The sequence below is a fragment of the Pseudoalteromonas sp. SM9913 genome, assembly GCF_000184065.1.
Taxonomy (GTDB): Bacteria; Pseudomonadota; Gammaproteobacteria; order Enterobacterales; family Alteromonadaceae; genus Pseudoalteromonas; species Pseudoalteromonas tetraodonis.
This window is the reverse complement of record NC_014803.1, coordinates 2887585-2911897: the sequence shown is the minus strand read 5'-3', so window position 1 is coordinate 2911897 and position 24313 is coordinate 2887585. Positions and strand designations below refer to the sequence as shown.

Here is a 24313-nt window from a genome sequence, read left to right as displayed (position 1 = left end):
TGAAAATGCGGGGCTTTTTTTTAGTTAAAAAAAGAGGTTAACAAAAAGTATCGTTTTTCTTATTTTGCTTACCTCTAGTCACATCTGTATATCTTTTAATTAAATATACCCTAGTTAAAGTTAATGAATAAGTTTGGTTTTAATTTAAATACATGATTTTAGTTTGTTTTTAATTTGGGTATATGAAAATATTCGCGCACCTGAGCGACTTGTCGTTCAAACCGTAGCCTAAATTAAATTATTAATTGCTGTGCTTATTGCCTTTCAATTTCATTTAACGCGAGTATTTACACTCAATATGAACTCATATTCACTAAAGAAAAAGATCTTGCTATCGGTGGTTCTTGCCCTAGCCGTTATTATTGTATTGCTATCGTGGAATAGCTACACCTCTCAAAAAGCGTTACTGTTAAAAAGCAGTATTGATAATGTAAGTCAGTCTGGTAAGCAACAAGCTGCGAGTATTGAAGATTGGCTAGCTAGTCGTCAGCAGATCGTAGAGTCAGTTGCGAGTAAGGTTGAGGGCAATACGCTCAGCGCATTACAGCAAGCTCAAGTGTCTGGTGGTTTTCAATTAACTTACTTTGGAGATAGTATCGGGAAAATGACTGACTCTGATCCAAGTATTGATCGAACCGGCTACGACCCGCGCACTCGTCCATGGTACAAACAAGCACAGCTGAAAAATGGCACCGTAATTACCAAACCTTATTTAGATACTGCGTTTAATCAGTTGGTTGTTTCTATTGCTAAAACCACACAAAGTGGCGTGGTAGCGGGTGATTTATCGATTGAGTCTTTGGTTAATGATGTTAATACTATGTCTTTACCGGCAAATGGCTATGCCATCATGATGCATCAAGATGGCACTGTGATTGCCTATAAAGACACTAAAAAAGTAATGGCAGATATTACGCATATTGACTCGAAAATAAATCACCAATTCATTTTATCTAATAGTCAAAACGGTGAATTTACTCCCCTTTATTTTAAAGATGAAGGCCGAGAGAAGCTTGTTTGGGGTGAAAATATAAATAATACCGATTGGCAGTTGCTATTTGTACTGGATAAAGAAACCTTAGAGGCACCGCTAATTAGTTTATTAGTAACTCAACTCGTATTAGTCAGTGTGGCACTTTTGTTGAGCGTGTTGGCTATTTCATGGTTATTAAGTGTGTTACTTGCGCCGTTAAGCCGAGTATCACAAGCGTTATCAACAATTGCTGATGGTAACGGTGATTTGACCCAGCGTATTAGTGTTGATACACAAGATGAAGTTGGGGTACTGGCTGATAGTTTTAATCGCTTTGTAAGCAGCCAGCATGAGCTTATAAGCCATATTCGCCAGTTAGCTACTGATTTAGATTTTGATGCAGAGAAAAGCTTAATCACCAATCAAAACAGTGTCAGTGAGTTGCAGCGTCAGCAGCAAGAAGTGGCGATGGTTGCCACTGCGGTCACAGAAATGGCGAGTGCAACCCATGAGATTGCTGCTAATGCCGAAAATACCGCGACGGCATCACAGCAGTCAGCGCAAAGTAGCCGTGAAGGTAAGCTGTTAGTTGATAAAACCAGAAATACGATTAATTCACTTGCGGGTGAAATAGACCAAACAACCACCGTCATTGGCGAACTAAGCTTACATGCTCAGGCTATATCGAGTATTTTGACTACCATTCAAGAAATTGCTGAGCAAACAAATCTCTTAGCACTCAATGCCGCAATAGAGGCTGCCCGTGCTGGTGAACAAGGGCGTGGCTTTGCAGTGGTTGCCGATGAGGTGCGTGTACTATCAAGAAGAACGCAAAACTCCACAGCAGAAATTTACACCACCATAGAAACCTTACAAAATACGACCAAAAAAGCAGTGAGCTTGATGGACAGCAGTAAGGGGTATGCTAACAATAGTGTGGATGATGTTAATGCAGCAGCTCATGCACTAGAGGAAATCACCTTAGCAGTGAATGAAATTTCTGATATGGCGGGTCAAATAGCGGTTGCAGCAGAAGAGCAAACGCAAGTGACTAATGAAATTACTAGAAATACGGTCGCCATTAAAGATGTAACCGATGAAATTACTACCTCAGCCACTGCGCATTTAAGCCAAGCTGAAGTATTAAAAGACAGAGCTACAGATTTAAATGCCAAAGTAGCAACATTTATTTTATAAATATAATGCGCATAAGTGAGTTAAATTAACTGATGGGTTAGGGGGTTTACTTACCCCATCAGTTTAATGAAATAGCTTCTTGCTGAGCTATTTGTACATATTTACGTTCGACCAGTTGCGATACTGGCACCAGTTCAAATCCTTGCTCACTTAATTGCGGCAAAGCGTGGCGTAAAAAATCGATGGTTTCGGGATAGGGATGCGCTATTGCAATGGCAAACTGATACTTAGTTGCTTTTGATTTTAGCTCTTCTAACCTTAATTGTAGTTGCTCTGTGGTCGTTATATTGTCTAAAAATACATGTCGGCTAATGTTTTCCACTCCCAAAAAGTTGGCTGCATTCTGAGCTTGGCTTAATTCAGTTGTACGGCTATCAAGAAAATACAGCTGGCGTTTTTTGAGTACTTCCATGGTCCATTTCATTGCTTGGCTTTGTTGAGTCAGCGCAGAGCCCATATGGTTATTAACTCCTTTAACTTGCGGTAAACTGGCCAGCGCATTCCCGAGCGTTTGTTGAAGTTGTGCTTTATCCATATTTAAAGTGAGCGCACCAGGCCCGAGTTTTTTACCATTTAAAGCCTGCATAGGAACATGCAACAGGAGCTCTTTATTTGACTGACTAGCAAGGGTTGCAAATATTTGAGAATAGGGGGTGTGGGGCAATATTGAATAGGACAACTGCCCAGGTAAACTCAGGAATTCTAAATCACGTTGATGATAACCTATGTCATCGATCACTATGGCTATTTGCTTGGCTTTAACAGCACTCGATGTTGCAAATAAGGCTAAAAACAGCCCAGCTAACACCATTAAATTTATAGTTTTCACGTTTTATAATTTTTATTATCTTTGTCGTGTTTAAAATAATTTACCGAATTTAGTGCATGTTGAGTAGCTGTTTTGCCTTAGTTAACTGGATATCGGCTAAATCTTCAGTGCTAAAAACGGTGTTTTGTTCTAATTGTTCATTTTTTATTATAACGGCTTTATTTGTTTGTGGAAGCGTTGTTTGATTAATCGCCACATTCGGGGTCACGCCAATACCTTCAATCGATTCACCTGATGGCGTAAAGTAGCGTGCGGTAGTTAGTTTTAAGGCGGTATCACCATCGCCTAATGGAATGAGTGATTGTACCGACCCTTTGCCAAATGACTGACTCCCCACTATTTTTGCACGCATATTTTCTTTTAGTGCTGCAGCCAGTATTTCTGCTGCAGAGGCTGAGTTTTCGTTAATCAGTACGACAATAGGTGCGCCTTTTAAAATATCGCCGCGTTTAGCGTAAAACGACTGATTAGAATCATAAAAACGTCCTTTGGTTGTTACTATTAGACCATCTTGTAAAAAGAGATCTGCCACAGCAACCGCGCTTTTTAAAGTCCCGCCAGGGTTGTCTCGTAAATCAATAATTAAGCCTTTTAATGCGTGGCCGTAATGGTTTTGCATAGCGGCTATTTGTAAGGCAACTTCATGCAAGGTGTGGTTTGAAAAGGTATTTATAGCAATATAACCGCTACCCGCATCAAGTAGTTGCTTAGTTACACTGGCCAGTTTTATTTGTTTTCTGCTGAGGTTAAATATGAGCGGTTTTAGATTATTATTTCGGATAATACTTAGTTGTACTTTATTGTTGGGGCTGTCTTTAATTTGCTGCGCGACTATATCAATAGGGCTATTTTTAATCTGCTGATTATTAACTGCTGTAATAATATCGCCAGCTCGCAGGCCGACTTGTTTAGCAGGCGAATTATTAATTACTTTAACAATCGTGGTGCGCTGCTCAATATTTTTGACCTCAATGCCTAAGCCAGTATAGCGACCATTGGTATTATCAAATAACGCATTTAGCTCATTTTTATCTAAATATTTAGAGTAGGGATCGAGTTTAGAGTATAAGCGTTCAAATTGAGAGGTGTTGTATTCAATGTATTCACTGTTATGCAGTGCTAAATCATCAACGTAGTAGGTATGAATATTAAACAGTATTTCATTTATTTTTTGGCTTTCTAAATCTTTGACCGAACTGGCATGAGCATTATTTATAAAGCCAAAAAGTGCCAATAAAAAAAATACCTGCAAACAAAACCAAAACATTGGTTTTGTTTGCGATACTTTTTTTTGGCAAATGTGTGTGTTTATCATAACTGCCTCTACTAGGATGCAGTTATTTTAAGATTAAATACGTCTGCACCATTTTATGGGATTAACAGCACGCCCTTTGTGGCGTATTTCAAAGTATAGACCAGAATCGGCTTGTCCACCGCTTTGCCCAACTAAAGCAACACTTTCACCCTCTCTGACCATATCACCCACATCTTTGAGTAAGGTTTGTGCATGCCCGTATAAGCTCATAAAGCCTTCTCCGTGGTCCACAACAATCACCCAGCCGTAACCTTTTAACCAATCTGCAAATACCACCTGACCGTTATGAATGCTATTTACTGAAGTGCCCTCTGCAGCAGAAATTAACACGCCTTTCCAGTTAATTCCGCCGTGCTTACGTTGGCCAAACTTGTGCGTTAGTTTGCCTTTACTCGGCCAGCTTAATCTTCCTTTATTTTTATTTAGGCCCAATAGCTCAATTTTTGTGGTTTTTTCTTCTTCAAGTTCTTTAATAGTTGCGATCAGCGTTTGTTCGTTCTCTTCTAAGTAACTAATTGAATTTTTTGTTTTATTTAACTGCTTTTTTAGATTTTTTAGGCTGGCTTGGCGCTCATTTTTAGCGTCAAGAAGCGCTGCTTGTCGCCTTTTTTGTTCATCAAATAAAGCAACTAACTTTTCTTTTGTTTTTTCAAGCTCAGCTTGGTTTTTCGCAATTTCTATTTGCAGCGCTTTAAGTTCATCAAGCTGCTTTATGCGGGCTTTATTTAAGTAGTTGTAATAGCTAAGCGTACGTTCAAATTTAGCGGTATCTTCTTGGTTAAGCAGCATTTTTGAATAGTCATCACTACCTGCCATATAAGCACTTTTTAACTGTGCTGCTAACACACGCTTAAATTGGGCTTGTTGTTTTTCAAGCTTTACCGCGCGTTGTTGTTGCTCTGCTTGCTGTTGTTGTGTTTTTTTAACGGATTGCTCAGCCATATTGAGTGCTTTAGCGTTTTTCGCTATAGCGAGTTCATGTGCTTTTAGCTTTTGCTGCTGTTTAGCTATTTCTTTTTGCTGTTGTTGATATTCAGCTTGGCTTTGCTCTAAAGCCACTTGAACTTGGGATAGGTCTTTTTTAGTACGATCTTCATTAGCCACGGCAACGCCAGTGACTAATGAATGCAGTACACAGATACACGCAATGACGCGGTATGCGCTTTTTTTCATAGGTTATTTCAACACCATAATTGGCGACCCTGTCATTTCTGCAGGTTGCTCTAATCCCATTAAATGCAGCATGGTTGGGGCAACATCGCTCAAGGCTTTGCCTGAATAAGCTTGTGCATCGCGACCTACATAAATAAACGGCACGGGCTCACTGGTATGTGCTGTGTGCGCTTGGCCTGTTTTAAGGTTTGCCATTTGCTCTGCATTGCCATGATCGGCGGTAATAAGTGCTTCGCCGCCATATTCTTTCAATGCATCCACTACACGGCCAATACAGTTATCTACTGCCTCACAGGCTTTAACTGCAGCCTCAAATACACCTGAATGACCGACCATGTCGCCATTAGGGTAGTTACAAATAATGGCATCGTATTTTCCACTTTTTATTGCTTCTACTAGCTTATCGGTAAGCATTTTTGAGTTCATTTCTGGCTGCAAATCATATGTTGCAACCTGAGGTGATGGAATAAGTTCACGGGTTTCGCCGTCAAACTCATCTTCTCGTCCACCACTGAAGAAAAAGGTAACATGAGCATATTTTTCAGTTTCAGAAATACGCAGTTGAGTTTTACCTTGTTTTTCAAACCATTCGCCAAGCACGTTATTAAGCGGCGTGGGGCCAAAAGCAACAGGCGCATCTATATCGGCTGCGTATTCAGTCATCATCACAAAGCCGCTAAGCTCAGGCGATTTTTTCTTATTAAAGCCGTCAAAGCCCGGTTCTACAAAGGCGCGGGTTATTTCGCGTGCGCGGTCTGCTCTAAAGTTTGCAAATATAATGGTGTCGCCATCATTTACTTTTACAGATTCGCTGCCTTTAGGAGTGATCGTGCTGGCTGCTACAAATTCGTCATTTTCATCGCGCTCATAAGCGGCATTTAGTGCACTTACGCCTTCTTCATAATCAAAATCGCCTTCACCTAAGGTGATTAAATTATAGGCTTTTTCAACACGATTCCAGCGGTTGTCTCTGTCCATGGCATAATAACGGCCAATTAGTGAGGCTAAACGGCCACATTTAAGTTCGCTAAATAAGGCTTCAATACGCTCAATAGACGCTTTAGCACTACGCGGTGGTGTATCGCGTCCATCTAAAAAGGCATGAAAGTACACCTCTTTAGCGCCGCGTTTTGCAGCCAGTTGTATACTGGCAACAATATGATCTTCGTGGCTATGCACGCCACCTGGACTTAACAGTCCCATAATGTGTACAGCTTTGTTGGCATGAACGGCTTTATCAATGTTTTCAACAAGTGCAGGGGTTGTATCAAATTCGCCATCATCAATGGCTTTGGTGATACGGGTAAAATCTTGATACACAATACGGCCTGCGCCTAAATTAACATGGCCCACCTCAGAATTACCCATTTGGCCATCAGGAAGGCCGACATCTAAACCCGATGCTGAAATTAATGTATGAGGACGTGTGGCCCAAAGCTCATCTAATACAGGGGTGTTAGCAGCTAAAATAGCATTGCTTTGCTCATCTTCTCTGTATCCCCAGCCATCTAAAATCATTAATACCAGTGGTTTTTTATGCTCTGTCATAGTCACTCCTGAAAAATTAGCGTTGCTAAAATACACGCTAACATTAATGCCAACATGCCAAGTCTTAGCATACCGCGTTTTATAGCTAGGATCAGCAATGAAAAGAAGATATTAAAAATTTTCAATTAGGATTGGCTAAATTGAAAGCTTTAAAGGGCTAGGTTATTTTTCAGTTAAAAAGAGCAGGGCATTGTGGCTTTCAAGCGTGCTTAAACTCGCATTTTTAGCTGATTTGGGTATACTTGCGCGGCTAATCTCTATTTTATTCAAGTATTGAATAGGGTTGTGGGGTAAGTTAAGCCTATCTTGTAGGTGAAAATTCAGAGTAGCCTAACAGCGCTCTATTGATTTGCTGATGAGTGACTGCTCATTGTGCAAGTGCAATTGGTAAGAATTTAAAATATCTAAAACATCCGTTTTAGTATGTAACTTTATAGTGGAAGTCGAATGGATCAATATATTGAATTTGTCTCAAACCATCCAATTCTAAGCCTAGCTTGGGTTGCGATTGCGTTTCTTATTATTAGTGGCGCAATAAAAAGTAAATTTTCAGCAATTCGTCAAATCAATCCTCAGCAGTTAACGTTACTTATTAACCGCGAAGACGGCCAGGTTGTTGATATGCGTGGGCAAAAAGAGTTTAAAACCGGCCATATTGCCGGTGCTGTGCACTTAAACCCTGAAAAAGCTAAAGAATCTGATTTCTCAACCCTTGAAAAGTATAAGAGCAAACCCATTATAGTGGTATGTGCTGCAGGCATGACTGCTTCAGGTGTTGCAACCGCAATGCATAAAGCAGGCTATGAACAGGTTTATGTTTTATCTGGCGGTATGGGTGCGTGGCAATCAGCAAGTCTGCCAACAACAAGCGGTCGCTAATATCTCTTAGCTAAACCGATTAAGGATTAATTATGAGTAACGTTATTTTATACACCAAAGGATATTGTCCTTTTTGTCATCGCGCATTAGCGCTGTTAGACAGCAAAGGTGTAAAATATACAAATATTGATATTGGCGTTCAGCCAGAGCTTCGCGATGAAATGATCGCCAAAGCCGGTGGCGCAAGCACGGTTCCACAAATTTTTATCAACGATGAACACATCGGTGGCTGTGACGACATGATGGCACTAGAAGCGCAAGGTCACCTTGATGCTAAGCTCAGTGCTTAATTTAATTAATTATAATAAATAACAGGTTAGGAATAACAATGAACGAACAAAATCAAAACGCAGCAGCAGAAGCTGATGCAGGTGCACAGTTTACTATCCAACGTATTTACACTAAAGATGTATCGTTTGAAACGCCAAATTCGCCAGCTATTTTTCAAAAAGAGTGGGCTCCAGAAGTAAAATTAGATTTAGATACACGCTCTAACAAACTTGATGAAGGTGTTTACGAAGTAGTGCTTGCACTAACTGTAACGGCATCTATCGGTGAAGAAACTGCGTTTTTATGTGAAATTCAACAAGCAGGTATCTTTACGATTGCTGACGTTGAAGAAATGCAATTAGCGCACATGCTAGGTGCATTTTGCCCTAACGTGTTATTTCCGTATGCACGTGAAGCGGTATCTAACTTAGTAAATCGTGGTACGTTCCCACAACTTAATCTTGCGCCAGTTAACTTTGACGCATTATTTGCACAGTACATGCAGCAACGCACAGCGCAAGCTGAGCAGGCTACAGCAGACGCTTAATTTATGAATACAGCCACATCAGCTGTTACTGTTTTAGGGGCGGGGTCGTATGGCACCGCCCTTGCTATTTGTTTAGCCCGAAATGGTCACAAAGTGACTTTATGGGGACGCAATAGCCAAGACGTTGCGACGCTTGCAGCTGAGCGAAAAAATCAACGTTACTTACCTGATATTCCTTTTCCTGACACCTTAATCCTTGAAGCAGATTTACAGCGTGCAACGCAAAGTAGCGATATTGTTTTGGTTGTTGTGCCAAGCCACGCATTTGCTGACACATTAAAGCAAATCAAACCTGCTTTGCGCCCAAATGCAAAAATAGCATGGGCCACCAAAGGACTAGAGCCAAATACTGGGCGTTTGTTACAAGAAGTAGCAGTGCAAGAGCTAGGTGAAGAGGTGCCATTAGCGGTGCTTTCTGGGCCAACCTTTGCCAAAGAAATGGCGATGGGATCACCAACTGCAATTTCGGTGTCATCAACATCATCGGCATTTGCTAAACAAATAGCCGATTTATTGCATTGCGGGCGCTCGTTTAGGGTGTATAACAATGATGATTTTATTGGTATACAGCTAGGTGGTGCGGTTAAAAACGTGATTGCCATTGGTGCGGGAATTTCTGATGGAGTGGGGTTTGGTGCAAATGCTCGTACCGCGCTTATTACTCGTGGTTTAGCAGAGTTGTCGCGTTTAGGGTGTGCACTGGGTGCAAAACCTGAAACCTTTATGGGTATGGCCGGGTTAGGTGATCTAATTCTGACCTGTACCGATAACCAATCGCGCAACCGCCGTTTTGGTTTAGCCTTAGGTAAAGGTGAGAGTGTTGATGATGCCATTGCATCAATTGGCCAAGTGGTTGAAGGCTTTAGAAATACCAAAGAAGTGTACTTACTAGCTCAACGCGCTGGTGTGGAAATGCCAATTACCGAGCAAATATACAAAGTACTCTATGAAAATAAAGACATGAAAGCAGCTGCTATGGCGTTATTAGGTCGTGAACAAAAGTCAGAATAAATGCTTCACTATTCTTTAAAAATTAAAAAACCGACATAATGTCGGTTTTTTATTATTGGTAAATAATTACTGCGCGTTTACAAAGCCAAGCTGGCGCCAAGATTCATACACAAACACAGCTACTGCATTAGACAGATTCATACTGCGACTATCGGCTTGCATAGGTATACGCACGCGTTGCTCGTTTGGCAGTGCTTGAATCATGTCATCAGGTAAGCCTCGGGTTTCTGGTCCGAATACTAAGCAATCACCCGCTTCATACTGTGCTTGGTGATGAAATTGGCTACCTTTAGTGGTGCAAGCATACACCTTTTTAGGTTGGCACTTTTCTAAGTAAGCATCAAATGAGGCATGGCGTTGTACATGGCTAAATTCGTGATAGTCAAGTCCAGCGCGTTTTACACGTTTGTCATCCCACTCAAACCCTAACGGTTCAATTAAATGCAATGAATAGCCAGTATTGGCACATAAACGAATGATATTCCCGGTGTTAGGCGGAATTTCAGGTTGGTATAAAACAATATCCAGCACAATAAGCCCTATAAAATCTTTAATTTGACTGACTCAGTATACACGAACAATGAATAAAAAATGATATACTACAAACATTAAATACATCTTACACTTGGACAGATACGTGCATAATCGCAGTTATGAATTTTGGGTCAAAGCTTCAAGCATAGTGACCATGGTCATGGTGAGCCTAATGATTGCGACCAAAGCATGGGCTTGGCTGGCGTCGGGTTCGGCGTCGATGCTTGGCTCACTCACTGATTCATTAATGGATATTACCGCGACGCTAATGAGCTTTTTAGTTTTATCGTATGCACTGCGTCCTGCGGATGATGACCACCGGTTTGGTCACGGTAAAGCGGAGGCGCTTGCAGGGTTAGGCCAAGCTGCATTTATTGCGGGATCGGGCTGTTTATTAATGTTTCACGGTATCGAGCGATTAATAAACCCAGTAGAGCTTTCGCACTCATTATTAGGTGTATGGGTGAGTATTTTTGCCATTGCTTGTACCTTGGTAATTGTATTTGTGCAAAATAAAGTCGTGAAGCACACAGAATCAATCGCCATCAAAGCCGACTCCGTTCACTACAAGGGCGATTTAATTTTAAATGCGGCGGTATTGCTTGCTATTTTACTCGCCTACTATGGCGTACTGTATGCCGACCCATTGTTTGCTATCGGTGTGGCAGGTTATTTGTTGTATAACAGTTGGGATATAGCAACCGAAAGTGCCTCGCATTTAATGGACAAAGAGCTACCCGATGAAGAAAAGCAAAGTATTTTTGAAATAGCGCGTAACCATAATGATGTTTATGGCGTTCACGGTATTCGCACTCGACAGGGCGGTAAAGTTAAGTTTATTCAACTGCATTTAGAGCTTGATGACAATTTACCGCTTATTCGTGCCCATAAAGTGGCAGATGAAGTGGAGCTGATGATCACTCAGCAATTTGAATCTGAAGTTGATATTTTGATTCACCTAGATCCGCTGTCGCTTAGTAGTTAACCTATTGAATCACAAAATTTATAAAGGCTTGTTAGCAATGGTTGGCGAATTTCGTCCCGCTCAAAAAACAGCTCGTGCTTAGCCCCTTTAAACTGCTTTATTAGGGTGTTTTTATGTCGGCTTGCAAGCTTATGCTGGGCTTGGTTATCAACCACTTCGTCATTTTCTGCGCTGGCTATAAATAACGGGGTTGTTATGGATAGTTTATCGAGCGCTTTAATAAATGAAAAAACAGTATGCAGCCAGCCATAGGTAACACCGCCTAATTGTAATAGTGGCGTTTGCTGATAAGTTGCCCTAAATTGATCATAGCGTATTTGGCTACTGGTTAAAGTGTTAAGCGCAAACTCTTCAGGTGTATAATCGCTTTGTCCTAACGCATAACACCCTGAGAACCCTAATAATGACGCACTGGCAGCGATAAACTGTGCTACGGGTTTTGGTATTCCTTTAGTATGAATATCAAACATGGGCGCAGATAAAAACGCCCCACTAAAGTCATGTGAGTAACGTGCTAAGTAATCAAACGCAATAGCGCCGCCCATTGAATGGCTAAGCAGTAGTTTTTTACCTTGCCAATGCTGCTTTACCACCTCAAGATTGAATTGATTGAGATCGTAACTGTAATCTTCAAATTGTTTGACATAGCCTTTATGGGGGTTTTTTAATAACCGATAAGAGCGTCCTTGGCCTTGGTGATCAACAATAAAAACAGCAAAATTATTACAATAAAGCTCCCAAAGCAGCTCTTTGTATTTATCGAGTCCTTCAATGCGCCCAGAACTAATAACAATGGCAGTGTGAGCCTGTTTAGGCTTAGCGTAAGCATAAAATAATTTACCGGCAGCCGTGCTTAAATAGGCTTTTTTGAGTGTATTAGTATAAAACTCATTAATGGCAGGCAGGTTATTTTCAAGCTCGCTTTCATTGCTATAAAACATGGTCTCTCTTTTGTATTGGTAAGCTTATCTCAACGCATAACCCGCCAGCGTCCTTATTTGATAAAGCTAAATTTCCGCCGTGGGCAATCACCGCATTTTTTGCAATGGCTAAACCCAGCCCAGTGCCGCCGCTGACTCGGTCGCGGGCGTCTGATTGCCTAAAAAATGGCTCACATAGTTTATCAAGTTGCGCTGCGGGAACGCCAGGGCCGTCATCACATATTTGTATAGTGATGATATCACTGTGTTTTAAGGTGATGCTAATAGTATGTTGTGCGTATTTAATTGCATTACGTAAAATATTTTCTAGAGCACTGGCAATCAGCATTTCGTCGCACTCTATATTTACCTCAGCATCACCTTGAATATGCAGCGTTTTATTGTGCTGTTTTGCTTCAAACTGAGCATCGTTAATCACATGGTCAACAATAACTTGTAACGACTGCGCTTGCAGTGATAAAGGTTGGCTATTGGCTTCTAAGCGCGATACCTGCAATACATCGGCTATCATTTTATCAAGTTGATTTGCTTCTTTTTCAATACGCAATAAATACGATTGGCTGGCCTCACTCGCTTGCATTTGCGCCAACCCTGTGGCCATTTTTAAGCGTGTTAGTGGGGAGCGCAATTCATGGGATATATCGGCAAGTAAACGCTTTTGAGCGCTAAGTAGTTGCTCTAATTGATCAGCCATACGGTTAAAATCGCGTCCTAAAACTCCAAGCTCATCTTTTCGTTGACTATTTATTGCCGCGCGCGCACTTAAATCGCCATTTGAGAGCCTAATTGCAGCTTGTTTTAAGCTATTTATAGGGGCAATTAAGTTACGACTAAATAAAAAGCTTAATGTAAGTGAGGCGATAATGGCGATAGAAATTTTTAACCAAACCGGCAACAATCTTAAGCGAATAAAGAGCGGTCGCTGTTGATTTATATCGATTTCATATAACGCAAATTCGCCTTCAGGTACTCGAATGCGCACAGGGCCAAAAGCTTGGTAATATTCAGTAAAAATAATTTGAGGTGGCATGCCTTCACTAAAGTTCAGTAAGCTAAAATCAATATTATTCTCAACTTTTTTACTGATCAAAAACTCATCGCTACTTAGTGAATTTAAATAAAGTAACTTGCGTTTACTCAAACGCGGGTGAGTAATAATGTCATGAATAGAGCGCTTGTGTTTATGTGCGCTGCGCTCGATACCTCGAGCCAAGTGTTCTAGATTTTTTTGCATGGGCCCTTTTAGGGGGTCATGGCTAATAGCATTGATCAGCGAAATATTACTTAAGAAAAATAGCGCAGTAAAAGTGCCAATGATCGTTAGCCAAAACCAAGCAAAGACTTTAAAAAACAAATAATGTCGAGGGTGTCTTAACCAGCTAAAACGCGTTACTTTACTCTCCTTGGATAAAGACATAACCCGTCCCTCGAATAGTTTTAATTTTTTCCCCCGCGATATGCTCAGCTATTTTTTTTCGAATATTACTCACATGCATATCAATAGAGCGATCAAATGACGCTAAACGCCGTCCTAGTACCTCTTCGCTTATTTGCTCTTTGCTTATAACATCAGGGGCGTGTTTTACTAATAAAGCCAATATTTCGTATTCGGTACCCGTAAGCGTGAGTGTGGTGTTATTTACACTGGCTTCACGCGCGGCAAAGTTAATAGTAATACCGTTTAAAGAGAGCTTTTTATTATTGTTATTGCTTACACTATTAATGTGTTCAATACGGCGAGTAATAGCTTTTACTCGGGCAAGGAGTTCGCGGTGGTTAAACGGTTTTGGAATATAGTCATCAGCGCCGAGCTCTAAACCAAAAATACGGTCAAAGTCTTCACCTTTAGCGGTCAACATAATCACCGGCGTTAATTTACTTTGTCTGAGTTGTTTGAGTACTTCAAAGCCATCTATAGAGGGCAACATAACATCAAGTAATATAAGCGCGTAATCGTTTTGTAAGGCAAGCTCTAAGCCTTGTTGGCCATCATGTGCGGTTTGTATGCTAAAGCCTTGTGCGCTCAAATACTCGCTTAATAGCTCACATAAACCTGTGTCATCATCAATCATTAATAGTTTCATACATTAAGCCTTACGCGCTGTTTTATGGTTTTTATTTTACGCGTTAAATACACCAAAAGTGAATCTTTACATAACCTTTACACTGCTTTGCGTTACTTTGCATTGAGCCGGTTATAGTGAACACACTGGCTAGCAGCCAACAACCAACTCAATATTAAGGTGATGATTATGACTAAGATAAACACGCTATCAAAATTAGTACTTATTTGTGGCTTAACAGCAGCAACGCTCAGTGCGGGCAGCGCACTTGCAAAAGGTGATGGCCATAAACAAGGCCACTCTCAAGCACGCTTTTTACTCTCTGAGCGAGCAGCAGATAAACTGGCGCTTACTGAGGATCAACAAACACAACTAAAAGCGATTTTTACAGCGCAAAAAACGCAAATTAAAGCACTAAGAAGCCAAAATAAAGACGCGCGTAAGGCACAGCGCCAAGCTTATAAAGCGCAAATGGATGCGTTATTGTCAGCGCCAAACTTTGACGAAAATGCAGCGAAAGAGTTATTAACCGCACGCCAAGATAAGAAGCAGCAATTGGGATTAATTAAATTGAAAACCCAGCATCAGGTAATGCAACTGCTTAACGCTGAGCAAAAAGAAAAGTTAGCTAAAATACAGCAGCGCCGCAGGTAATAGGGCGAGGTGCGAGGTCCGCAACCCGAAGCCCCGCCTTGTATCTACAGAATATTTTGAACCACAGAGGGAGCAGAGGCGCTTTGCGCTCCACAGAGAGAAGATCATTTATTGTCACTTTCTCTGTGTGCTCTGCGCCTCTGTGGTAGATAAATGACCTAAAACCTAATACTGACGCGGGGTAAACCGCTGCTACAGGTATAAAAAACCTTGCTATGTTAACTGCAAGGTTTTTAAATTTCTCGAACCTCGAACCTCGAACCTCGAACCATTAAAAATCACTTAAAAAAGTCATCTTCGTTTTTTGCCATCATTGCTTCAATGTCTTCAATCATGTCTTGGCTGAATTCATCTGCAGAAGTGATGGGTGCTGAAATTTTATTATTTTCAAACGACCATTCACCTAAATCAATAAGTTGGCAACGTTTTGAACAAAAAGGGCGATTCGGACTTTGTTCTGACCATTCTACTTTTGCTTTACAGGTTGGGCAGTTAACCACTGTTGGCATAATTTACTCTCACATTAATATAGGCTTTGCGACTCAATTTATAATAAACAGCTAAGCTTTCTATTTAAAAACTAGTGACACGATTAACCTCAGCAAGTGAGGTCACACCCTCTGCGGCTTTACGAATACCCGATAAACGCAAATTGTTATATCCTGCTTTAAGTGATACCTCAGCAATTTCTAATGAGTTACCGCCGCGCATTATAATTTGCGCTATTTCAGGCGTAATTTTCATTACTTCGTAAATACCAACACGGCCTTTGTAGCCATCGGTACAGTTTTCACAGCCTTTAGGTGCGTATAAAACCATGTCTTGAATTTGTTGTTCACTAAAGCCTTGGCGTATAAGCTCTTCGCGAGGTAACTGCTCTGGTGTTTTACATTTAGAGCATAATCTTCGGGCTAAACGCTGAGCTATAATTAAACTAATAGAACTGGCCACATTATACGCGGGTACACCCATATTTAACAAACGAGTAATCGTTTCTGGCGCTGAGTTGGTATGCAGTGTTGACAGTACCAAGTGACCTGTTTGCGCCGCTTTAATTGATATTTCTGCAGTTTCTAAATCACGTATTTCACCCACCATCACCACATCGGGATCTTGACGTAAAAACGCCCGTAATGCATTGGCAAAGGTCATATCGGCTTTAATATTTATTTGTACTTGGTTAACCCCTTCGAGGTTAATTTCTACCGGATCTTCGGCGGTACTAATATTCCGCTCCGGCTGATTGAGTATATTTAAGCCCGTATACAAAGAAACCGTTTTACCTGAACCGGTTGGGCCGGTAACCAAAATCATTCCTTGCGGTTGCTCAAGTGCATCGAGATATAGTTTTTTCTGCTCGGGTTCATAGCCTAATACATCTATACCTAACATGGCACTGGATGAATCAAGAATACGCATTACAATTTTTTCGCCCCACAAAGTTGGCATGGTACTAACACGAAAATCAATACTTTTACGCTCTGTTACCTTAAGCTTAATACGGCCATCTTGTGGTTTACGCTTTTCTGCAATATCCAGTCGCGACATTACTTTTATTCGCGCCGATAGCTTACTGGCCAATGTATTTGGCGGGCTGGCTACTTCGTGCAAAATACCATCAATACGAAAGCGAATACGGTATTTGTGTTCATAAGGTTCAAAGTGTAAATCTGAGGCGCCTTTTTTTATTGCATCCATTAAAATTTTATTAATGTAGACAATTATTGGGGCGTCGTCTTTGTCATCGTCTTTAGGAGTGTGTTCTTTGTGCTGCTCAGAATCGAGTTCAGCAAACTCTTTAAATTCGTCTTCACTTAAATTTAAACTGCCAGAGGCATCGAGTAATTGCTCAATTTTATGGTCAAGCTGGACGTAGTCAACCACAACTACTTCGCACGATAAACCCGTGCTAAATTCAAAGTTTTCGAAGGCACCATAATCGGTAGGATCTGAGGCGGCAATATACACTTTTCTGCCTTTTTGTACCAAAGGCAAAATATGGTGTTTGCGGATCAGTTTTTCTTTAACCAGCTCAGCTGATATTTGTGCAACATTAAAATCTTTTAAATCAAAAAAAGGCACTCTAAATAAATCAATGCATTGCTCAGCTAAATCTTTACTGTCTATTTTTCCACATTTAGAGATAAGCTCTGCAGTTGACGCAAAATCTTGCTGCCGTGTTTTTACGGTATCAGTATCAACCCGGCCGAGGGTAATAAATTTTCTTAATAACGGTGAGTTAATATTCATTGCGTACCTGATTTAATCCTTCTTTAGTCAGCAATTTATCAGAAAAAAAGAAAGGAATACATTAATCGTACCAATGCAGCAGACAATTTACTGATAAAAATATCAGTTTATGGCGCTGCGATTGGGTTAATTTATTTATATTGTAGACTTAGCTTGCTGTAAATAATAATTATGCAGTTTAAGTAAGTCTTGTTTTACATCGCTTAGGTCGCGGTTATTATTTAAAATATCATCCGCTTTTTGTTGTTTATGCTCTCGAGACATTTGTGCGTCAATAATTTGCTCGGCCTGTTCAATGCTTATATTGTCGCGCTGTGTAGTACGTGCAATTTGCACCTCTTTGGGAACATCTATTAGCAAAGTACGATGACAGTAGCCATCAAGCCCATTTTCAAATAATAACGGGGCAACTAAAACCACATAGTCGCTTTGCGCGTTTTTTAAGTCAGTGAGCAGTTTAGTGCGTATTAAAGGGTGCAACAGCGCATTGAGCCATGTTTTTTGCTCAGGGTTACTAAAAATACGCGATCGTAGTTCGCCACGGTTTAATGCGCCATGTTCATCGAGTATATCATTGCCAAAATGCGCAATAATCGCTTTTAGGCCATCAGTGCCAGGTTCAACTACTTGGCGAGCCACTATATCTGCATCAACAATAGTAATGCCTAGTTCTGCCAACAGATCGCTAACCGCGGTTTTACCACAGCCAATCCCGCCGGTTAGTCCCAATACCCAGTTATTTTTATGATGTTGTGTATTGCTCATAGTTAGTAGCCAATAAAATTAAAATAGCTGTTTTGCAGTTGCGTGCCCCATAGCATAGTGAACCAACCGGCTATTGCTAAGTAAGGACCAAAAGGAATGGGGGTTGCTTTGTCTTTACCTTGAATACTAAGTAGAGCAATGCCAATTACAGCGCCAACTACGCTTGAGAGCAAAATAATGGTCAATAACGATTGCCAACCCAGTATGGCTCCAAATACGGCAAGTAATTTAAAGTCGCCATAGCCCATGCCTTCTTTGCCGGTTATTAATTTAAACAACCAAAACACACTCCACAAGCTTAAATAGCCACATGCTGCGCCAATAATGGCATCGCTAGGGGCAATGGTATAACCCATAACAGAGGCTATTAGTGCTAACCATAAAAGTGGCAAAGTAAGCTGGTCCGGCAGTAGCATGTGATCAATATCAATAAAAGTCAGTGCTACCAACGCCCAAGTAACTACAATGTACAATAAAGCCTGCTCTGTAGCGCCAAAAGCGTACGCAACAACTAGACTTAAAATAGCGGTAATGGCTTCAACGATTGGGTAACGCACTGAAATTGGGTTATCACAGGTTGCACATTTACCTTTTAAAAATACCCAACTAAATATAGGGATGTTTTGCCATGGCTTAATGGCTGCTTTGCACTTTGGGCAACATGAGTTGGGTTTAACTAAATTAAACGTGTCAGTAGTGTGTTCAGTGGCCTGTTTAGCCTTTGGGCTGGTTAGTTCATCGGCTAGTAATAAGCGGCATTCAGTTTGCCATTCTTTTTGCATCATTAGTGGCAAGCGATATATCACTACATTTAAAAAGCTACCGATACATAAACTCACCAGTCCAATAGTGGTTAAGTAAAACCATAAATGGTTTTGCATCGCGGCGGTGATATCAATAAAAAGACTTTGCATTTATTTTACCTAAAACTAAATTCTGTGTTGATAATACAGTGGTTTTATATAAGTGCAAAATTAGGTTCGAGGTTCAAGGTGTTAGGTTTGAGGTTCGGGCAACGGGCGACGAGTTGCGGGGAACCACCGCGTTTTAATTGTTCTGTAGGCGGGGCTTTATGCCGCGCACTTTAGTTGCGGGCAACGGGCTTCGGGTAACGGGCCTAGAAACTCGAAGCTCGAAGCTAAATAACTGAACCTAGTTGGAAAATAGGTAAGTACATGGCCACAATTAAGCCACCCACTAATACACCAAGCACCGCCATTATTAACGGCTCAAGTAAGCTCGATAGGCCATCTACGGCGTCATCTACTTCTTGCTCGTAGATAGTGGCAACTTTAGCCAGCATGCCATCAAGCGATCCTGACTCTTCACCAATGGCGACCATTTGTACCACCATATCAGGGAATATTTTAGAGTTGCGCATCGCCCAATTCATTTGGTTACCAGAGCTTACCTCGGCTTTTATTTCTAAAATAGCATAACGGTAAACTGCGTTTCCTGAGGCACCGGCTGCGGAATCAAGCGCATCTACCAGCGGTACACCGGCTGCAAAGGTGGTCGATAGGGTACGTGCATAACGCGCCACGGCGGCCTTATTTAAAATCATGCCGACAACAGGCAGTTTAAGTATGGCGCGGTCTGTCGCATCCCTGAGCGCTAAGCTTCTAAGTTTTGCTTCTTTAAATACGTAACCAAATACCATCACAGCTAATACTATCATCCACCAATAAGATTGCATGAACTCGGAAATGGCGATTACAAATAAGGTAAAGGCAGGCAGCTCTGCACCAAAGCCATTGAAAATCTCCTGAAATTGCGGTACCACAAATATCAGCAAGATAGAAGTTACAATACCTGCAACCACTAAAACTGATATTGGATAAAACATGGCTTTTTTAATTTTTGATTTCAGCGCCTCTGACTTTTCTTTATATAGCGCAACGCGGTCAAATATTTTATCCAGTGCACCAGATTGCTCACCAGAGGCCACTAAATCGCAATATAATTCATCAAAATAGCGAGGGTATTTTCTAAGTACGTTAGAAAGCGGCAACCCTGCTTTGACTTCATCGCCAATAGCACTCATAAGCTTACTCACGCTTTTATTAGTGGAGCCTGAGCCTATCATTTCAATTGACTGAATTAGTGGTACACCCGCCATCAGCATAGTGGCTATCTGCCTTGTCACTAAAGCAATATCTTTTGGGGTGATTTTTTGTACGCTTTTTATACCAAATATGGGCTTGGCTTTACGCTTTACTTTAGAGGGGGTAATGCCTTGCTTGCGTAATTTTGCTTTGACTAGTGCAATGCTAGATCCCGTAAGCTCGCCCTCAAGCTTCTTACCTCGAGCGCTTACACCTACCCATTGAAAGGTATCAAGGCCTTTTTCTTGCTGCTTTTTTGCCATGAGTGATTTACCTATATTGCTACAACTTGAATCATAAGTCAGTATATTGCAAAAGAGAGATTCTTATGTAAAAAAAAACGCTCTAATGAGCGTTTTTTTAAGTAATATTCAAGGTTAAGCTTGCGGGCAGCTCTTTGGAGCTAAGTCTTTATTTGCAGCTGTTATACCTGTTGTAGCGCATGTCCAAGCGCCTGTAGATGTTCGAGTCCACGTCATTTTAGCCGCAGTACCTATTTGAGTTGGAGCGTTAATAACCGCACAAACTATAGTCGTACTTGTAACCGTGATATCACAGTTTGCAGTTTTAGCTTGAAGGCCTGCTTCTGCTATCGTAGGTGTTGTTCCTGAATTTGCAGCAACCTCAAAACCTGTTTTACCCGCTGATATTTCAGCTAAACCAGCTGTTAACTTTGCACTTGCTTGGTAGTTAGAGTAAGCAGGCAATGCAACTGCTGCTAAAATACCGATGATTGCTACTACAATCATTAATTCAATTAGGGTGAAACCCTTTTGGTTTTGTTGTGTCATTGTTTGCATGTTTCCTCTCCTAAAGGATAATGTTGTGGTAAGCCAAACGGGTATAAGTTTTTAAACTGTAACTTATGTTGTTCACTTAACCTGTTACTACAAAAATAAAATCATTTTGCCAAATTTAGTGCTGTGTTTAAGCGGTAAAAATTTTTCCGCGAAGACACGCACTTTATGGCGGTTATTCGTTAATTTGTCCCTTACTTGAGCATAAACCTAACTATTAAAAGTTAGTTATAACCCGCGTAAGTTACAAGCTAATTATAAAAATAAACCCTATCGCTTATTTTTACTCTGTCCCTTATAAATGCTTTTTCACTCTTTTTAACTAATTAAATATTTAAAACTAGTCAATATGAATGAGTCTAACACTGTTTATTGCGCTTTTGTATGTAAAAACTTTATAAAAAACGCATTAATTTAATAACTTGTTACAAATAGTCCTTTTGGATTATTTAATGCCCTTTTTTAAAAGCTGTCAATCAATTAGCGCAAGAAACTATAAATAGTTTTTACATTATTTACTCAAATCGCATCGATAAATCGATTGATTGTAAATTTTTTGTAAGCGCACCACTTGAGATAAAGTCTACGCCTGCTTGCGAGTATGCTTTTAGTGTTTCTAGGGTCATATTGCCCGACACTTCAAGTTTTGCGCGCTTATTTGTAATGCTAACTGCTTGGCGTATTTGCTCAGGATTAAAATTATCTAACATAATAATGTCGGCACCTGCGTTAATGGCTAGCTCTAGCTCATCAAACGATTCAACTTCAACCTCTATAGGTTTATCGGCATGATTTAGCTTAGCTTGAGTAACCGCGTTATTAATTCCTCCACAGGCTGCTATGTGGTTTTCTTTAATTAAAAACGCATCAAACAAACCAATTCGGTGGTTTGCACCGCCGCCACATTTAACTGCATACTTTTGCAGCGCTCTAAGCCCTGGAATGGTTTTACGGGTATCGAGTAGTTGCGTGCTAGTGCCACTTAACTCTTTTACATAGTGCGCTGTAGTTGTGGCCGTACCAGAAAGCGTTTGTACAAAGTTAAGTGCGGTGCGCTCGGCTGTTAAAATAGCGCGAGCAGAACCTGATGCGGTAAATAAAGTGCTATTGGCACTGACAAAGTCGCCATCGTTCACACATATATTTACAACCACGCTTGGGTCGACTTGTTTGAACACTTCAATGATTAGGTCTTTACCACAAAAGATGCAGTCTTCACGGGTGATCACTTTCGCATGGGCTTGCTCTGCTTGAGGAATAAGCTGTGCGGTAATATCGCCTTGTTCAGCGCTTTGGTAATTTAGATCTTCATCAAGTGCTAAGGTAACAAGTTGACTAATTAGGGTATGCGAAATAGACATGAAAAAGCTCATAATAGATAATAAATTAACTAAATTTTACTCTGTTTAATTACTAATTAGAAGCAGCTAACAACTAAACTAATCAGCCAGCGCTTAATTTACACGTTGATCATATTTTATCGTTTAGTATTACGCTATCTTTATAGGGTTAAATCTATTAGCATCTTGATATACATCAATTTTGGTTGATTAACCTGAGCGCTGCGAACTACGGGAAACGGGCTATGGGCAGCGGGCTACATAAGTTTTAAATAAATAGTATGAAAATAGATTCTTTAGGCGTTATAAATAATATTAACCAGCGGGCGTGTAGCCATTTTGACGAGCGACCTGCTCAGTGCGATATTTCGCTGTTGGTTATTCATAATATTTCATTGCCCGCAGGGCAGTTTAACACTCCGCACGTTGATGATTTATTTATGGGGTGTATTGATTGTAATGCGCACCCTAGCTTTACTGATTTAGCAGGGATTAAGGTGTCAGCGCATTGTTTTATTAAGCGCTGCGGCGAAGTTATACAGTATGTGCCTTTTGAAAAACGTGCATGGCATGCGGGGCGCTCTTGCTTTGCTGGGCAACAAAATTGTAATGATTTTAGTATAGGTATAGAGCTTGAAGGCACAGATACAACTAACTATACCGATGCGCAATATCAAAGTTTAGCAGCATTGACGCAGGCTATTATGCAGCGCTATCCAAAAATAACAGCCAGTAATATAGTTGGGCATTGCGATATAGCCCCTGGGCGAAAAACCGACCCTGGAGCGAGTTTTAACTGGCGTAAGTTTTTTAACCTAATTAAATAACTAGGGTCTGTTGACCTTTCAAGGTTAAATTTGCAGCAGTCTGTTTGGTATTTAGGCAAGGCAGCGCCTATGTGGTGTGGTTATTCCCCATAAATAGGCGATAACGTAGCATCAATACCAAACAGGCGCTGCCCTTCGGGTTCTGCCTAGGGACGATTTACTCTTTGTTGCTCGGTTTTGACTTAGCCCACTAGGTTACAAACCTCGCGCCGCGATTAAATCGCCCCTAGTTTGAACAAATTATAATCCGCAAAGGTCAACAGACCCTAAATTAAGCGAGTAACAACATGATTTTGGTTTCAATAATAATTGCACTGATACTTGAGCGTTTAGGTGCTCGCTCTGCGCATTGGCAAATGAGTTATTACGCTAATGGCTACTTAACTCGCTCTGTTAATTTATTGACCAATAAAGGTTTATTTGGCACTGCAACAGGGTTTTTAATTTGGTTATTACTGCCTGTGATTGCCGTAGGGTGTGTGTATTTTTTATCTGACTTTGCACTTTGGCAGCTTGTTTTTAATGTGGCGGTGTTACTCGTTTGTTTTGGTTGTGCTAAGCAACGCGCTTTGTATAAGTCGTATTTAAATGCACTGACCCGAGGGGATCAAACCGCTGCGTCTTTGTATGCTTTGCAATTAGGGCAAAAACGCACCCAAGAGCAACAAGGCGGCGAAACCTTAGGGCAAACGCTGGCTTGGGTTAACTTTCGATTTTATTGTGCGGTTATATTTTGGTTTGTGGTGTTGGGTGTTGCCGGAGCTGTTTTTTATGCATTAGTACGTACCTTTGCCGACTTAGTGAGTGATAACCGTGATGAAGTCATTGCTAAGCATTTTAAACTCCTCCATCGTTTACTATTTTGGCTTGATTGGCTCCCTGCGCGTATTACCAGTTTTGGCTATCTAGTGATTGGTAACTTTAATAAAGGAACTAGCTGTTGGCTTCATTACGTGTTTGACTTTTCAAGCCCTAATCGCAAGGTGGTTACTTATACTGCATTGGCCGCCGAGCAAGTTGAAGAGCGCTATTATGGTTGCACCTTTGAAGCCACCTGTATGATCAAACTGGTTAAGCGAAATGTACTTTTCTACTTAGTATTGATTGCTTTAATGACTTTATTTGGTGGTTTAAGTTAAAAAGCAGTGGTTAGGGATTAGGCTTTAGGTTCTAGGGTTTAATTCACTTTGGCTTCTCATTTACTCTCATTGTCTCCTCTTTGTGTAAAAAGATCTAAGTGATTTATTCACAAAGAGGTTAAGAGGCGCTGCGCTTTAGAGGTAAAGACAGGTATTAGAAAATAAAGGTTC

Annotated in this window: 24 protein-coding genes; 9 read left to right on the top strand and 15 right to left on the bottom strand. The window is 40.8% G+C overall.

Annotated elements, in window-relative coordinates:
- Positions 1-298: 298 nt before the first annotated feature.
- The gene (locus PSM_RS13350) at positions 299-2170 is read left to right on the top strand and encodes a methyl-accepting chemotaxis protein (protein WP_041695807.1); all 1872 of its coding nucleotides are present in this window, start codon (positions 299-301) and stop codon (positions 2168-2170) included.
- A 58-nt stretch (positions 2171-2228) separates the two neighbouring features.
- Here PSM_RS13350 and PSM_RS13345 read toward each other — a convergent pair whose 3' ends face one another.
- The 4 genes from PSM_RS13345 to gpmM form a co-directional block, all read right to left on the bottom strand.
- Positions 2229-2981, bottom strand: a complete 753-nt coding sequence (locus PSM_RS13345; protein ID WP_013465952.1) for a divergent polysaccharide deacetylase family protein — start codon at positions 2979-2981, stop codon at positions 2229-2231.
- 67 nt (positions 2982-3048) lie between these two features.
- Positions 3049-4314 carry a S41 family peptidase gene (locus PSM_RS13340; RefSeq protein ID WP_013465951.1) on the bottom strand — a complete coding sequence of 422 codons (1266 nt, stop codon included), beginning with the start codon at positions 4312-4314 and terminating at the stop codon, positions 3049-3051.
- A gap of 33 nt (positions 4315-4347) precedes the next feature.
- Positions 4348-5487, bottom strand: coding sequence for a murein hydrolase activator EnvC family protein (locus PSM_RS13335; protein WP_013465950.1), 1140 nt, complete (start codon positions 5485-5487; stop codon positions 4348-4350).
- 3 nt (positions 5488-5490) lie between these two features.
- Positions 5491-7035, bottom strand: a complete 1545-nt coding sequence (gene gpmM, locus PSM_RS13330) for a 2,3-bisphosphoglycerate-independent phosphoglycerate mutase (RefSeq protein ID WP_013465949.1) — start codon at positions 7033-7035, stop codon at positions 5491-5493.
- A 447-nt stretch (positions 7036-7482) separates the two neighbouring features.
- Between gpmM and PSM_RS13325 the strand changes: the two genes are divergently transcribed.
- From PSM_RS13325 to gpsA, 4 genes are read left to right on the top strand one after another with little or no spacing between them, the layout of a single operon-like run.
- A complete protein-coding gene (locus PSM_RS13325; RefSeq protein ID WP_013465947.1) occupies positions 7483-7914 on the top strand; it encodes a rhodanese-like domain-containing protein in 432 nt (143 codons plus the stop codon).
- 32 nt (positions 7915-7946) lie between these two features.
- Entirely contained in the window at positions 7947-8204 is a 258-nt protein-coding gene (grxC, locus tag PSM_RS13320; protein ID WP_013465946.1) for a glutaredoxin 3, read from the top strand.
- Positions 8205-8242: 38 nt separating this feature from the next.
- Entirely contained in the window at positions 8243-8731 is a 489-nt protein-coding gene (gene secB, locus PSM_RS13315) for a protein-export chaperone SecB (RefSeq protein ID WP_013465945.1), read from the top strand.
- Positions 8732-8734: 3 nt separating this feature from the next.
- The gene (gpsA, locus tag PSM_RS13310) at positions 8735-9742 is read left to right on the top strand and encodes an NAD(P)H-dependent glycerol-3-phosphate dehydrogenase (RefSeq protein ID WP_013465944.1); all 1008 of its coding nucleotides are present in this window, start codon (positions 8735-8737) and stop codon (positions 9740-9742) included.
- Between the two features lie 66 nt (positions 9743-9808).
- Here gpsA and trmL read toward each other — a convergent pair whose 3' ends face one another.
- Entirely contained in the window at positions 9809-10273 is a 465-nt protein-coding gene (trmL, locus tag PSM_RS13305; protein WP_013465943.1) for a tRNA (uridine(34)/cytosine(34)/5-carboxymethylaminomethyluridine(34)-2'-O)-methyltransferase TrmL, read from the bottom strand.
- Positions 10274-10430: 157 nt separating this feature from the next.
- On the opposite strand from trmL, the gene PSM_RS13300 reads away from it, so the two are divergent.
- Positions 10431-11261, top strand: a complete 831-nt coding sequence (locus PSM_RS13300) for a cation diffusion facilitator family transporter (RefSeq protein ID WP_076916062.1) — start codon at positions 10431-10433, stop codon at positions 11259-11261.
- On the opposite strand, the gene PSM_RS13295 is transcribed toward PSM_RS13300, so the two are convergent.
- From PSM_RS13295 to PSM_RS13285, 3 genes are read right to left on the bottom strand one after another with little or no spacing between them, the layout of a single operon-like run.
- Entirely contained in the window at positions 11258-12202 is a 945-nt protein-coding gene (locus PSM_RS13295; RefSeq protein WP_013465941.1) for an alpha/beta fold hydrolase, read from the bottom strand. The two genes, PSM_RS13300 and PSM_RS13295, sit on opposite strands and share 4 nt — an antisense overlap.
- Positions 12192-13619, bottom strand: a complete 1428-nt coding sequence (locus PSM_RS13290; protein WP_013465940.1) for an ATP-binding protein — start codon at positions 13617-13619, stop codon at positions 12192-12194. Before PSM_RS13290 ends, PSM_RS13295 begins: the two co-directional genes overlap by 11 nt.
- Positions 13597-14286: a response regulator transcription factor gene (locus tag PSM_RS13285; protein ID WP_013465939.1), complete on the bottom strand. Its 690-nt coding sequence runs from the start codon at positions 14284-14286 to the stop codon at positions 13597-13599. Before PSM_RS13285 ends, PSM_RS13290 begins: the two co-directional genes overlap by 23 nt.
- A 168-nt stretch (positions 14287-14454) precedes the next feature.
- Between PSM_RS13285 and PSM_RS13280 the strand changes: the two genes are divergently transcribed.
- The gene (locus PSM_RS13280) at positions 14455-14919 is read left to right on the top strand and encodes a periplasmic heavy metal sensor (RefSeq protein WP_008114914.1); all 465 of its coding nucleotides are present in this window, start codon (positions 14455-14457) and stop codon (positions 14917-14919) included.
- 278 nt (positions 14920-15197) lie between these two features.
- Here the strand turns inward: PSM_RS13280 and yacG are convergent, their stop codons facing one another.
- The 7 genes from yacG to nadC form a co-directional block, all read right to left on the bottom strand.
- Positions 15198-15428 (bottom strand): DNA gyrase inhibitor YacG, encoded by a 231-nt coding sequence (gene yacG / locus PSM_RS13275; protein WP_008114915.1) that lies wholly within the window; start codon positions 15426-15428, stop codon positions 15198-15200.
- Positions 15429-15492: 64 nt separating this feature from the next.
- The gene (gene pilB / locus PSM_RS13270; RefSeq protein ID WP_013465938.1) at positions 15493-17169 is read right to left on the bottom strand and encodes a type IV-A pilus assembly ATPase PilB; all 1677 of its coding nucleotides are present in this window, start codon (positions 17167-17169) and stop codon (positions 15493-15495) included.
- Positions 17170-17304: 135 nt separating this feature from the next.
- On the bottom strand, positions 17305-17934 hold the full coding sequence (coaE, locus tag PSM_RS13265; RefSeq protein WP_013465937.1) for a dephospho-CoA kinase: 630 nt from the start codon (positions 17932-17934) through the stop codon (positions 17305-17307).
- Positions 17935-17936: 2 nt separating this feature from the next.
- Positions 17937-18848 carry a prepilin peptidase gene (locus tag PSM_RS13260; protein WP_041695804.1) on the bottom strand — a complete coding sequence of 304 codons (912 nt, stop codon included), beginning with the start codon at positions 18846-18848 and terminating at the stop codon, positions 17937-17939.
- 224 nt (positions 18849-19072) lie between these two features.
- Complete coding sequence (locus PSM_RS13255) at positions 19073-20302, bottom strand: type II secretion system F family protein (RefSeq protein ID WP_013465935.1); 1230 nt, start codon at positions 20300-20302, stop codon at positions 19073-19075.
- A gap of 114 nt (positions 20303-20416) precedes the next feature.
- A complete protein-coding gene (locus PSM_RS13250) occupies positions 20417-20839 on the bottom strand; it encodes a pilin (RefSeq protein WP_013465934.1) in 423 nt (140 codons plus the stop codon).
- A gap of 512 nt (positions 20840-21351) precedes the next feature.
- On the bottom strand, positions 21352-22197 hold the full coding sequence (nadC, locus tag PSM_RS13245) for a carboxylating nicotinate-nucleotide diphosphorylase (RefSeq protein ID WP_013465933.1): 846 nt from the start codon (positions 22195-22197) through the stop codon (positions 21352-21354).
- Positions 22198-22457: 260 nt separating this feature from the next.
- Between nadC and ampD the strand changes: the two genes are divergently transcribed.
- Together ampD and ampE are read left to right on the top strand one after the other, a co-directional pair.
- Positions 22458-23003: a 1,6-anhydro-N-acetylmuramyl-L-alanine amidase AmpD gene (ampD, locus tag PSM_RS13240; protein ID WP_013465932.1), complete on the top strand. Its 546-nt coding sequence runs from the start codon at positions 22458-22460 to the stop codon at positions 23001-23003.
- Positions 23004-23290: 287 nt separating this feature from the next.
- Complete coding sequence (gene ampE / locus PSM_RS13235; protein WP_013465931.1) at positions 23291-24142, top strand: beta-lactamase regulator AmpE; 852 nt, start codon at positions 23291-23293, stop codon at positions 24140-24142.
- Positions 24143-24313: the final 171 nt, after the last annotated feature.

Bases quoted from the DNA above. Each gene is read 5' to 3' on its own strand.
- PSM_RS13295 (WP_013465941.1), bottom strand. From the start codon at position 12,202: ATGTTTTATAGCAATGAAAGCGAGCTTGAAAATAACCTGCCTGCCATT.
- pilB (WP_013465938.1), bottom strand. From the start codon at position 17,169: ATGAATATTAACTCACCGTTATTAAGAAAATTTATTACCCTCGGCCGG.
- PSM_RS13280 (WP_008114914.1), top strand. From the start codon at position 14,455: ATGACTAAGATAAACACGCTATCAAAATTAGTACTTATTTGTGGCTTA.
- PSM_RS13345 (WP_013465952.1), bottom strand. From the start codon at position 2,981: ATGGTGTTAGCTGGGCTGTTTTTAGCCTTATTTGCAACATCGAGTGCT.
- PSM_RS13250 (WP_013465934.1), bottom strand. From the start codon at position 20,839: ATGCAAACAATGACACAACAAAACCAAAAGGGTTTCACCCTAATTGAA.
- gpmM (WP_013465949.1), bottom strand. From the start codon at position 7,035: ATGACAGAGCATAAAAAACCACTGGTATTAATGATTTTAGATGGCTGG.
- PSM_RS13255 (WP_013465935.1), bottom strand. From the start codon at position 20,302: ATGGCAAAAAAGCAGCAAGAAAAAGGCCTTGATACCTTTCAATGGGTA.
- ampD (WP_013465932.1), top strand. From the start codon at position 22,458: ATGAAAATAGATTCTTTAGGCGTTATAAATAATATTAACCAGCGGGCG.
- PSM_RS13335 (WP_013465950.1), bottom strand. From the start codon at position 5,487: ATGAAAAAAAGCGCATACCGCGTCATTGCGTGTATCTGTGTACTGCAT.
- PSM_RS13285 (WP_013465939.1), bottom strand. From the start codon at position 14,286: ATGAAACTATTAATGATTGATGATGACACAGGTTTATGTGAGCTATTA.
- coaE (WP_013465937.1), bottom strand. From the start codon at position 17,934: ATGAGCAATACACAACATCATAAAAATAACTGGGTATTGGGACTAACC.
- ampE (WP_013465931.1), top strand. From the start codon at position 23,291: ATGATTTTGGTTTCAATAATAATTGCACTGATACTTGAGCGTTTAGGT.
- PSM_RS13260 (WP_041695804.1), bottom strand. From the start codon at position 18,848: ATGCAAAGTCTTTTTATTGATATCACCGCCGCGATGCAAAACCATTTA.
- PSM_RS13325 (WP_013465947.1), top strand. From the start codon at position 7,483: ATGGATCAATATATTGAATTTGTCTCAAACCATCCAATTCTAAGCCTA.
- PSM_RS13290 (WP_013465940.1), bottom strand. From the start codon at position 13,619: ATGTCTTTATCCAAGGAGAGTAAAGTAACGCGTTTTAGCTGGTTAAGA.
- PSM_RS13300 (WP_076916062.1), top strand. From the start codon at position 10,431: ATGGTCATGGTGAGCCTAATGATTGCGACCAAAGCATGGGCTTGGCTG.
- PSM_RS13340 (WP_013465951.1), bottom strand. From the start codon at position 4,314: ATGATAAACACACACATTTGCCAAAAAAAAGTATCGCAAACAAAACCA.
- secB (WP_013465945.1), top strand. From the start codon at position 8,243: ATGAACGAACAAAATCAAAACGCAGCAGCAGAAGCTGATGCAGGTGCA.
- PSM_RS13350 (WP_041695807.1), top strand. From the start codon at position 299: ATGAACTCATATTCACTAAAGAAAAAGATCTTGCTATCGGTGGTTCTT.
- grxC (WP_013465946.1), top strand. From the start codon at position 7,947: ATGAGTAACGTTATTTTATACACCAAAGGATATTGTCCTTTTTGTCAT.
- nadC (WP_013465933.1), bottom strand. From the start codon at position 22,197: ATGTCTATTTCGCATACCCTAATTAGTCAACTTGTTACCTTAGCACTT.
- yacG (WP_008114915.1), bottom strand. From the start codon at position 15,428: ATGCCAACAGTGGTTAACTGCCCAACCTGTAAAGCAAAAGTAGAATGG.
- gpsA (WP_013465944.1), top strand. From the start codon at position 8,735: ATGAATACAGCCACATCAGCTGTTACTGTTTTAGGGGCGGGGTCGTAT.